A 10,352-nucleotide genomic window follows, 5' to 3' on the forward strand; every position below is an offset into this window, starting at 1 on the left:
CGGCTTTTTCACATCATCGGCTTGATGCCCCAAATGTCCTTCGCATATTCCCGGATCGTGCGGTCGCTGGAGAAATATCCAGAATGAGCAATGTTTACAATCGAACGCTCAGACCATTTCCTTCGCTCCCGATAATCAGCTTGAATTCGCTCCTGTGCATCTGCATATGAGCTGAAATCCTTCAGCACAAAATACTCATCATTATGCGGAAGCAGCGAGTCAAAGATCGATTCAAATTCATCTGCCTCTCCTTCAAAAAAACCATTGATCAGCTGATCCGCTACCTGCCTGATTCTTCTGTCATGCTGATAATATTCCCTCGATCTATAGCCGCCGTTTTCCTGATACGATAGAACCTCATCCGCCTTTAAGCCGAACGTGTAAATACAATCAGGGCCCACCCGCTCAAGGATCTCGATATTTGCGCCGTCATGCGTGCCGATCGTCAAAGCCCCGTTCATCATAAACTTCATATTCCCTGTACCAGACGCTTCCTTGCTTGCGGTTGAAATTTGCTCACTTACGTCTGATGCCGGAAAAATTCGCTCAGCCATAGAAACTCTATAATTTTCTAAAAAAACAACTTTGATCAGCTGTTTGACTGCCGGATCATAATTGACTTTTTCTGCGACAGAATGGATCAGCTTAATGATTTTCTTGGCATAATAATAGCTTGGTGAAGCCTTTGCCCCGAAAATAAAGGTTTGCGGGTAGATTGAAAACCCGGCGTCCTCCTTGAGGCGGTTATACAAATACATAATGTGAAGAACATTCAGCAGCTGCCGTTTATATGCATGAAGCCGTTTCACCTGTACGTCGAATATGCTGTCAGGGTTCACAACCACCCCGGCCGTGCAAAAAATCAAATCGGCAAGCTCTTGTTTTTTCTTGCTTTTGTTGTTTTGAAACTGTTCAATAAATGCAGGATCAGTGGCGTACGGTTCTAAACGGATCAGTGATTCCGGCTGTTTGACCCATTCATCGCCGATCGCCTCTGTAATGATGGCAGACAAGCCTGGATTCGCTTTTAACAGCCAGCGCCTGTGGGCAATTCCATTCGTCTTATTGTTAAAACGATTCGGAAACAGCCAGTGAAAGTCGCGCATCTCCCTTTCCATTAATATATCGGAATGTATTTTTGCAACGCCATTTACACTGTAACTGCCTACTATGGCCAGATGAGCCATTTTGACAACACCATGCGCTGTAATCGCCATGTCCTCTATCCTTTTCCAGTCTCCCGGATACTTTTCCCAAACTGCGCGGCAAAACCTCTCATTGATCTCTTCAATAATCATGTACATTCGCGGGAGCAGCGGCTTAAACAAATGAATCGGCCATTTCTCGAGCGCTTCTGACAATGTTGTATGATTTGTATAAGAAATCGTATGTACAGTGATATGCCAAGCTTCTTCCCAGCTCATGTTCTCTTCATCGAGCAAAATCCGCATCAGCTCAGGCACCGCAAGCGCAGGGTGAGTGTCATTAATATGAATGCTCACTTTTTTATGCAGGCCGGATAAAGATTTATGTGTTTTTCGGTAATTGTTCACAATGCTTTTTAAGCTTGCGCATACTAAAAAATACTGCTGCTTCAGCCGTAAAATTTTTCCCTCATCATGGGTGTCATCGGGATATAAGAATTCAGAAACCGCTTCTGTTTCTCGCTTATAAGACAAAATATTACCGCCGTGATAATGCGCATAGGGCTCAGCGTTCCAAAGCCTTAACGTGTTGACAGTGCCTGTTTCATAGCCGATAATCGGGATATCATAAGGAACAGCGGTAACAATTGTCGCTTGTTCGTGGCGAAAATGCAGGCGCCCGCTTTTTTCTGTCATATGGACTTCGCCCCAAAACGGCACGTCCACTGCTTGATCCGCATTCCTTACTTCCCATACGTTCCCGTTTTTCAGCCATTGCTCAGGCAGCTCCACCTGATGCCCGTCTACAATTTTTTGCTCAAACAAACCATGCTTATAACGTATGCCCATCCCGTGCCCAGGCAGGTTCAACGAAGCAAGCGAATCTAAAAAGCAAGCGGCCAAGCGCCCAAGTCCGCCATTGCCGAGACCTGCATCGTTCTCTATCTGAAGGATCTCCTCTAAATTGATGCCGATTTCCTTTAAACCAGCTTCTACAACATCACGAACACCAAGATTCATTAAGTTTTGCTCAAGGAGCTGACCGAGCAGAAATTCGATTGATAAATAATATGTCTGCTTCCCGGAATTTGATCTGCTTTTTTCATTCGTCTCGATCCAATCAGCGCTGATATACTCTCTGACCATATTGCCCAACGTTTTATATTGATCCAGCTTGGCAGAATCTTTAAAGCTTTTTCCGCACGTCATTTCCAGACGCTTTAAAAATAAGTCTGCAAAGCGTTCTTTACTCGAGAACATCCCGTCCACTCCTTGTCACCTGCTCGAAAATACGCTGATACTCTTTAGCCGACTTCCCCCAGCTGTAATCTGCATTCATAGCGGTCTTCACGATGCTCTTCCATACATCCTGTTGGCGATAAAACGACAGCGCCCTTTCTATCGTAAATTTCAGATCATGCGCATTAAAGGCGGAAAACGTAAAGCCATTGCCCGTTCCCTCTTCCTCCTGATAGGCACGGACAGTGTCGTAAAGACCGCCCGTTTCCCTGACAATCGGAATGGCGCCATATTGAAGAGCAATGAGCTGCCCCAAACCGCACGGCTCAAATTTCGACGGCATCAAAAACATATCAGAGCCCGCATAAATTTGATGGGCTAGCGGCTCATCAAACCCGATATAAGCCCGGCACTTCTCATGAAAAGCAAATTCTGCATACCGGAAATAATCCTCAAATTCACGTTCTCCTGTGCCTAGCACAATCAGCTGTATGTCTTGCTCCTCAAGAAGTTCGTGCATAATTCTGCGGACAAGATCAAGCCCCTTTTGTTTAGTGAGCCTTGTCACCATACTGATCAGCGGAATATCGTTTTTCTCTGGAAGCCCCATCCGCTGCTGAAGCTTCGTTTTGTTTTCTAGCTTGCATGCAAGATCCCCTGAATCGTATTGCGCCTCTATATAAGGGTCGCTTTTCGGCTGATAGAACGTATCATCAATGCCATTTAATATGCCGGTTACATCATCTTCCCTATATTGCAAAACCTGTTCCAACTGCTCACCATAATACGGCGTCATGATTTCATTTCTGTAAGTGGGGCTCACAGTTGTCACATGATCAGCCGCAATGATGCCCGCCTTCATAAAATTAACAAATCCGTTGCATTCTAACCTTTCATAATGAAAATGATCCATCTCAAGACCCAGCAAGTCATGTGTGACATCAGGAGGGAAAATACCTTGAAACTGCAGGTTGTGGATCGTGAGCACGCTTTTCATCCATTCATAAAAAGGATGTTTTCTGTACTCCTCTTTCAGCAAATAATTGACCATCGCTGTATGCCAATCGTGAGTATGAACAATATCGGCTTGAACATTCACAACTTTGGCAGCCTCCAGTACAGCTCTTGAAAAAAAGGCAAACCGCTCACCGTCATCATAATGCCCGTACAACGAATCCCTGTTGAAATAGTACTCATTGTCGATGAAGTAATAATTCACATCATCTTTGGCCATATGTTCAATTCCGCAATATTGCTGACGCCAGCCGACAGCTACGGTACACTCAGCCTGTTTTTTCATACGCTTTTTCCACGGTTCAGGTATTTGGCTGTACTTCGGCAGCATCACAGCTACCTCATTGCCTAATCGAGCAAGCGCCTTTGGCAGAGCACCTGCTACATCGGCAAGACCTCCTGATTTAACAAATGGGGCGCATTCTGACACAGCAAATAATATCTTCAAGAATTCATCAGCTCTCCTTGCACCAAACCTTTTCTTAATACAAGCGGCTGGTCAACTGTTCCAGCAGCTTCCGTCGCCTTGCCGATTTTAACGTCCTTATCCGAAATGACCTGCTCAAGAAGACAATCCTCGCCAATCTGCGTTTTTTGCATAATAATACAGTTTTTCAGCTTCGTACCCTTTCCGACATGAACCGCCCTGAACAAAATGCAGTTTTCAACCTCTCCTTCAAGCACACAGCCGTTTGCCACCAAAGAATTTTTGACAGTGCTGTGCTTTCCGTATTTCGTAGGCGGCTCATCCTTCACTTTTGTATAGATCGGCTGCTGCGGCAAAAACACCTGCTGCCAAAAACGAGGCTGAATGAGCTCCATACTGTGGGTATAATATTTTTCCACCGAATCAATGACAGCGGCATAACCCGAATATTCATAAGGGCAAATGGTCAGGGCGGAAGATTCCTTTTCAACAGCCTCCTGAATGGTTTTATAGCCTTTTTCGCTATGTCCGTAGATCAGATCCTTTAAAAGCGTTGTTGACATGATATAGATTTGCAGCGACTGGCCGTCCTGAAATACCTCGGTGACGTCGCAGCCAACCTCCTGATGGCGTTTCAGCACATATTGAAATTGAATGTTGCATACGGTATGGCTGTTGGAGATTACAGCATATTGCTGAGTGCTTCTGTGGAAGTAATCTAGATGGTCCGAAAACTGGCGAAAGGAACCGAATTCATCGTATTCGTGATGAAGATGGGGAGACGGGAAAAAAAAGAGGCCGTCCTTTTTCCGGTGCAAATCCCATTCCTTACCCGCCCCAAGGTGATCCATGAGCGAACGGTAACGATACTTCGGAAAAATTGCAACACTCCTAATATCCGCATTCACCATGTTGGAAAGCATAAAATCAATCAGTCGGTACCTGCCGGCAAAAGGGATCGCCCCGAGCGACCGCTGTGCTGTTAAATCCTGAAGAGAATGCTTATATGTGGTTTCATCTATAACACCTAACATTTGATTATTGAACACTGACTCTGCCCCCTCTTCAGTAATTAAATCAATTCTTTTTCTACAAATTCCTCTGAAACGAGCAGCACCTCTTCAATGTCTTTTTCGGAGCGAATCACTGCGCCATCCGGCAGCACCATCCCATTAGGAACGATGGCATTTTCAATGACTACATGCTCCCCAATCGTCACATCCGGCATTATGACGGATGATGTAACAGTCGTATGCTTACCAACAGTCACACCTTGAAAAAGAACGGAGTGAGACACATTTCCATATACAACACAACCTTCGTTCACAAGCGAATCTTGAACCTGCGCATCAGATGAAATAAATTGCGGAGGCTGATTTGGATTGACGGAGTAAATTTTCCATTTGCGTTCAAACAGCTTCAGCTCCGAGTCCTCTTTTAACAAATCCATATTGGCTTCCCACAAGCTCTGCACTGTTCCGACATCCTTCCAATATCCCTTGAACGGATAAGCAGAAAGCTTCTTTTTCTCCTCCAAAAGCAGAGGAATAATGTCTTTGCCGAAGTCGTGGCTAGAATAAGGGTTTTGATCGTCCATCTCAAGATACTGTTTCAAAAGCGGCCAATTGAATATATAAATCCCCATTGAGGCAAGATTGCTCTTAGGGAATTTGGGCTTTTCATCAAAATGTGTGATCGTCCCATCTGGATTGGCCTTCATGATGCCGAACCGGCTTGCTTCCTCCCAGCCCACTTCGATGACAGAGATGGTCACATCTGCTTTCTTTTCAATGTGATAATCAAGCATTTTGCCGTAGTCCATTTTGTATATGTGATCTCCTGATAAAATCAGTACATACTCAGGATCATATTGATTCAAATAATTGAGATTTTCATAAATGGCGCTTGCCGTCCCTTTATACCACTTGACTTCTGATGATTCGGCATAAGGGGGTAAAACCGTCACGCCGCCATTATATCTATCCAGGTCCCATGCACTGCCGATCCCAATATAGGAATTCAGCTCAAGCGGCTGATATTGCGTTAAAATCCCGACTGTGTCTATGCCTGAATTAGAACAGTTGCTTAGGGTAAAATCAATAATCCTGTATTTTCCCCCGAAAGATACAGCCGGTTTGGCCATATTTTTTGTTAATCCGCTGAGACGGCTGCCCTTCCCGCCGGCAAGGAGCATGGCTACACATTGTTTTTTCATCTTTTTATCTCTCCTCTTTTTTTAACCGCCCGTAAAATCGAGATGCCGTAAGGGGGGATGGTCATCGTGATATAACACGGTTTATGATGAAGTGCTCCCTTTTTGGCCGATAATGGCTTTTTGTTGATTTGCCCTGAGCCTCCATATGTTTCACTGTCACTGTTAAGCACTTCAATGTATTGAGTGAAAAAAGGAACTCCAACATCATATTGATGATAGACCACGGGTGTAAAATTACAAATGATGACAAGTGCCTCACCGTGCTTTTTGCCATAACGAATAAAAGAAAAGATTGATTGTTCGTCATTATGGACATCAATCCATTCAAACGATTGTGCACGATGGTCATGCTCATAAAGGATTTTGCTTTTTTGGTAAAAGCGGAGAAGATCTTGCGTAAAAACGCTGGCTTTCTGATGCATGGGGAAGGAGTCCAAAAACCAATCAAGCTGTTCTGTATCTTTCCATTCATCAAATTGGGCAAACTCTGATCCCATAAAGATCAATTTCTTTCCGGGATGCACTGTCATATAGCCCAGCAAAAGCCGATACTGGGCAAATTTCTGCCAGTAGTCGCCAGGCATTTTATTAAGAAGTGATTTTTTTCCGTATACGACTTCATCATGAGAAAACGGCAATACAAAATGCTCACTAAACGCATACAGTAATGAAAAAGAGATAAGCTGATGACAATGCCGCCTTTCTTCGGGCGGCGTCTCCATGTATTTCAGTACGTCATTCATCCATCCCATATTCCATTTATAATGAAAACCAAGCCCCCCTTCCTCAACGGCACCTGTCACTTGAGGCCATTCTGTAGAATCTTCTGCAATCATCATCACATGGGGATATGTCTCTCTCATGGTTTGATTGAGTTTTTTTAAAAAATCAACAGCATATGGATTCGTGTGGCGTTCATCCTGATTTGGCCAATACAGGATATTAGCCACTGCATCAACCCTAAATCCATCTATATGATAGAATTCCGCCCAGTACAACGCATTCGAAATTAAAAAACTATGAACTTCCGGTTTCCCCAGGTCAAAGTTTGCCGTGCCCCATAACCAGTTCTCCCGATCACGTTCTTCTTTGTATTCATAAAGCGGTTCTCCATCAAACATATAAAGGCCATGTGCATCTTTACAAAAATGTCCGGGGACCCAATCCAAAATGACTCCGATATTTTGTTGATGACATTCATCAACAAACTTCATCAGATCATGCGGCGGGCCAAACCTGCTTGTCGGGCTGTAATACCCCGTTCCTTGGTATCCCCATGAACGATCATATGGATGCTCATACACCGGAAGCAGTTCAATATGGGTAAACCCATGCTCCTTGATATAAGGGATAAGCGTCTGACTTAATTCTTTATAGGAATAATGCCTGCCATCAGAATGCTTCTTCCAAGACCCAAGATGCAGTTCATAAATGAAAACAGGTTTTTCATACAGCGTCTTAGCCTTCTGTTTATTTTGCCATTTTTGATCTTGCCAGCTGTACCCTTCCAAATTGTAAGTAAGTGACGCTGTGTTTGGTCTGACTTCTGAATAAATAGCGTATGGATCTGCCTTCAGCCTGATCTCACCGTTATTCGTCACGATTTCATATTTATATCGTTCCTTTTCTCCTATACCTGGAATAAATAACGTCCAAATGCCATTATCATTCACTCTGTGCATCACATGCTCTTCTCCAGACCAGCTGTTAAAATCTCCAGCCACTCGTACTTCCGACGCATGAGGCGCCCACACACAGAATTCATATCCGCTTTTGCCATTCAGCTCGCGGTAATGCGAGCCAAACAGCTGATAGCTTTTAAACAGACTGCCTTCGTGAAAAAGATAAACATCATGTGCTGTCGGGCTGGCAGCGGCCATGTAATCATCCTTTCTGACATCATAGTTTTCATTTATAGTATTTATTCGAAGAAATAAAAAAAAGCCCTTTCCTGAAAGCGCTTATACTTATAGACAATTAACTTCATTTTCTGAAGAAAAACGAAATATATGGAGATTTTTGTAGTCTGTTTTTAAAATAAAGAACAAAATCTAAGACATATCATGATTTATAAAAATAAAAAAACCTTGCAGGATATGCAAGGCTTCTGGATGACCCGTACGGGATTCGAACCCGTGTTACCGCCGTGAAAGGGCGGTGTCTTAACCGCTTGACCAACGGGCCGATAATTATGATATCTGTAATCATATGGCGGAGAAGGAGGGATTTGAACCCTCGCGCCGCTTACACGACCTACACCCTTAGCAGGGGCGCCTCTTCAGCCACTTGAGTACTTCTCCATTTGGCTCCACAGGCAGGATTCGAACCTGCGACCGATCGGTTAACAGCCGATAGCTCTACCACTGAGCTACTGTGGAATACAAAAGTCATGGTGGGCCTGAATGGACTCGAACCATCGACCTCACGCTTATCAGGCGTGCGCTCTAACCAGCTGAGCTACAGGCCCATGACGATATAGAAATGGAGCGGGTGATGGGAATCGAACCCACGACATCAGCTTGGAAGGCTGAGGTTTTACCACTAAACTACACCCGCAATTTTTATTTGGGGCGATTGATGGGAATCGAACCCACGAATGCCAGAGCCACAATCTGGTGCGTTAACCACTTCGCCACAACCGCCAAAATATATTGATAAATGGTGGCTCGGGACGGAATCGAACCGCCGACACACGGATTTTCAGTCCGTTGCTCTACCAACTGAGCTACCGAGCCTAAGTATTTAAATGGCGGTCCGGACGGGACTCGAACCCGCGACCTCCTGCGTGACAGGCAGGCATTCTAACCAACTGAACTACCGGACCATTTTAAAATTTGGTTGCGGGGGCAGGATTTGAACCTGCGACCTTCGGGTTATGAGCCCGACGAGCTACCGAACTGCTCCACCCCGCGATGATTAGGAATATGTATGGCGGAGGAAGAGGGATTCGAACCCCCGCGGGCTTTGACACCCCTGTCGGTTTTCAAGACCGATCCCTTCAGCCAGACTTGGGTATTCCTCCGTATAGTGGTGGACCTTGTAGGACTCGAACCTACGACCGGACGGTTATGAGCCGTCTGCTCTAACCAACTGAGCTAAAGGTCCATTGGTAGCGGCGGAGGGGATCGAACCCCCGACCTCACGGGTATGAACCGTACGCTCTAGCCAGCTGAGCTACACCGCCAAATATTTTTTGAAATCAAGTGGAGCCTAGCGGGATCGAACCGCTGACCTCCTGCGTGCAAAGCAGGCGCTCTCCCAGCTGAGCTAAGGCCCCAAGAATGGTCGGGAAGACAGGATTCGAACCTGCGACCCCATGGTCCCAAACCATGTGCTCTACCAAGCTGAGCTACTTCCCGATTTCATATAGATCATGGCGCGCCCGAGAGGAGTCGAACCCCTAACCTTTTGATCCGTAGTCAAACGCTCTATCCAATTGAGCTACGGGCGCAACACTTAATGCCGAGGGCCGGACTTGAACCGGCACGGTAGTCACCTACCGCAGGATTTTAAGTCCTGTGTGTCTGCCAATTCCACCACCCCGGCGTGGATGGTATAGTTGGAGCGGAAGACGGGATTCGAACCCGCGACCCCCACCTTGGCAAGGTGGTGTTCTACCACTGAACTACTTCCGCAGAAATGGTGCGGATGAAGGGACTTGAACCCCCACGTCTGTAAAGACACTAGAGCCTGATTCTAGCGCGTCTGCCAATTCCGCCACATCCGCAACATGTAAATGGTGAGCCATGAAGGACTCGAACCTTCGACCCTCTGATTAAAAGTCAGATGCTCTACCAACTGAGCTAATGGCTCTTCTTACAAGAGACTTGAATATTATATCATATAAAAGTGGTGCCGGCAAGAGGACTTGAACCCCCAACCTACTGATTACAAGTCAGTTGCTCTACCAATTGAGCTACACCGGCATATATGTAAAACCGATATGTATAATGAAAAATGGTGGAGGATGACGGGCTCGAACCGCCGACCCTCTGCTTGTAAGGCAGATGCTCTCCCAGCTGAGCTAATCCTCCATACTTGCACTAACGTGCAATTGCTTGGCGGCGTCCTACTCTCACAGGGGGAAACCCCCGACTACCATCGGCGCTGAAGAGCTTAACTTCCGTGTTCGGTATGGGAACGGGTGTGACCTCTTCGCTATCGCCACCAAACAAATTGAGAGTGTTCTCTCAAAACTAGATAACAGGTGTGACATCATTCAAAAATATGGTTAAGTCCTCGATCGATTAGTATCTGTCAGCTCCATGTGTCGCCACACTTCCACCTCAGACCTATCAACCTGATCATCTTT

Annotated in this window: 5 protein-coding genes, 21 tRNA genes and 2 rRNA genes; all 28 read right to left on the bottom strand. The window is 45.5% G+C overall.

All coding sequences use genetic code 11. The features are described 5' to 3' along the window. Positions 1-8: 8 nt before the first annotated feature. The gene (gene glgP / locus CW370_RS15840; RefSeq protein ID WP_029946056.1) at positions 9-2,405 is read right to left on the bottom strand and encodes a glycogen phosphorylase GlgP; all 2,397 of its coding nucleotides are present in this window, start codon (positions 2,403-2,405) and stop codon (positions 9-11) included. Next, positions 2,392-3,846, bottom strand: a complete 1,455-nt coding sequence (glgA, locus tag CW370_RS15845) for a glycogen synthase GlgA (RefSeq protein ID WP_024573016.1) — start codon at positions 3,844-3,846, stop codon at positions 2,392-2,394. Before glgA ends, glgP begins: the two co-directional genes overlap by 14 nt. After that, positions 3,843-4,874, bottom strand: a complete 1,032-nt coding sequence (glgD, locus tag CW370_RS15850; protein WP_029946055.1) for a glucose-1-phosphate adenylyltransferase subunit GlgD — start codon at positions 4,872-4,874, stop codon at positions 3,843-3,845. Before glgD ends, glgA begins: the two co-directional genes overlap by 4 nt. A 23-nt stretch (positions 4,875-4,897) precedes the next feature. Continuing rightward, complete coding sequence (locus tag CW370_RS15855) at positions 4,898-6,040, bottom strand: glucose-1-phosphate adenylyltransferase (RefSeq protein ID WP_003229018.1); 1,143 nt, start codon at positions 6,038-6,040, stop codon at positions 4,898-4,900. Next, positions 6,037-7,920 (bottom strand): 1,4-alpha-glucan branching enzyme, encoded by a 1,884-nt coding sequence (gene glgB, locus CW370_RS15860; protein WP_024573029.1) that lies wholly within the window; start codon positions 7,918-7,920, stop codon positions 6,037-6,039. Before glgB ends, CW370_RS15855 begins: the two co-directional genes overlap by 4 nt. Positions 7,921-8,152: 232 nt before the next feature. Next, positions 8,153-8,224: transfer RNA gene (locus CW370_RS15865), tRNA-Glu, on the bottom strand. A 25-nt stretch (positions 8,225-8,249) separates the two neighbouring features. Next, positions 8,250-8,340, bottom strand: a tRNA-Ser gene (locus CW370_RS15870). 3 nt (positions 8,341-8,343) lie between these two features. Beyond that, positions 8,344-8,418 (bottom strand) — tRNA-Asn (locus CW370_RS15875). Positions 8,419-8,430: 12 nt separating this feature from the next. Next, a tRNA-Ile gene (locus tag CW370_RS15880) sits at positions 8,431-8,507 on the bottom strand. A 15-nt stretch (positions 8,508-8,522) separates the two neighbouring features. Further along, positions 8,523-8,596, bottom strand: a tRNA-Gly gene (locus CW370_RS15885). Positions 8,597-8,606: 10 nt separating this feature from the next. Beyond that, a tRNA-His gene (locus CW370_RS15890) sits at positions 8,607-8,682 on the bottom strand. Positions 8,683-8,699: 17 nt separating this feature from the next. Beyond that, positions 8,700-8,775: transfer RNA gene (locus CW370_RS15895), tRNA-Phe, on the bottom strand. 12 nt (positions 8,776-8,787) lie between these two features. Next, a tRNA-Asp gene (locus CW370_RS15900) sits at positions 8,788-8,864 on the bottom strand. Between the two features lie 11 nt (positions 8,865-8,875). Next, a tRNA-Met gene (locus CW370_RS15905) sits at positions 8,876-8,952 on the bottom strand. A gap of 17 nt (positions 8,953-8,969) precedes the next feature. Beyond that, positions 8,970-9,062 (bottom strand) — tRNA-Ser (locus tag CW370_RS15910). A gap of 6 nt (positions 9,063-9,068) precedes the next feature. Further along, a tRNA-Ile gene (locus CW370_RS15915) sits at positions 9,069-9,145 on the bottom strand. A gap of 2 nt (positions 9,146-9,147) precedes the next feature. Next, positions 9,148-9,224, bottom strand: a tRNA-Met gene (locus tag CW370_RS15920). 20 nt (positions 9,225-9,244) lie between these two features. After that, positions 9,245-9,317, bottom strand: a tRNA-Ala gene (locus tag CW370_RS15925). 5 nt (positions 9,318-9,322) lie between these two features. Then, positions 9,323-9,399, bottom strand: a tRNA-Pro gene (locus tag CW370_RS15930). A 15-nt stretch (positions 9,400-9,414) separates the two neighbouring features. Continuing rightward, a tRNA-Arg gene (locus CW370_RS15935) sits at positions 9,415-9,491 on the bottom strand. A 9-nt stretch (positions 9,492-9,500) separates the two neighbouring features. Continuing rightward, positions 9,501-9,586: transfer RNA gene (locus tag CW370_RS15940), tRNA-Leu, on the bottom strand. A gap of 14 nt (positions 9,587-9,600) precedes the next feature. Then, positions 9,601-9,675, bottom strand: a tRNA-Gly gene (locus CW370_RS15945). Positions 9,676-9,680: 5 nt separating this feature from the next. After that, positions 9,681-9,767: transfer RNA gene (locus tag CW370_RS15950), tRNA-Leu, on the bottom strand. 10 nt (positions 9,768-9,777) lie between these two features. Continuing rightward, a tRNA-Lys gene (locus CW370_RS15955) sits at positions 9,778-9,853 on the bottom strand. A 37-nt stretch (positions 9,854-9,890) separates the two neighbouring features. Further along, positions 9,891-9,966, bottom strand: a tRNA-Thr gene (locus tag CW370_RS15960). Between the two features lie 32 nt (positions 9,967-9,998). Then, positions 9,999-10,074, bottom strand: a tRNA-Val gene (locus CW370_RS15965). Between the two features lie 22 nt (positions 10,075-10,096). Beyond that, positions 10,097-10,212, bottom strand: a 5S ribosomal RNA gene (gene rrf, locus CW370_RS15970). Between the two features lie 55 nt (positions 10,213-10,267). Then, positions 10,268-10,352, bottom strand: a 23S ribosomal RNA gene (locus CW370_RS15975); the annotation flags it as partial.

The organism is Bacillus sp. SN32 (assembly GCF_002837495.1).
Classification (GTDB): domain Bacteria; phylum Bacillota; class Bacilli; order Bacillales; family Bacillaceae; genus Bacillus; species Bacillus subtilis.

Coding starts and splice junctions, on each gene's coding strand:
- glgP (WP_029946056.1), bottom strand. CDS start 2,405: ATGTTCTCGAGTAAAGAACGCTTTGCAGACTTATTTTTAAAGCGTCTG.
- CW370_RS15855 (WP_003229018.1), bottom strand. CDS start 6,040: ATGAAAAAACAATGTGTAGCCATGCTCCTTGCCGGCGGGAAGGGCAGC.
- glgB (WP_024573029.1), bottom strand. CDS start 7,920: ATGGCCGCTGCCAGCCCGACAGCACATGATGTTTATCTTTTTCACGAA.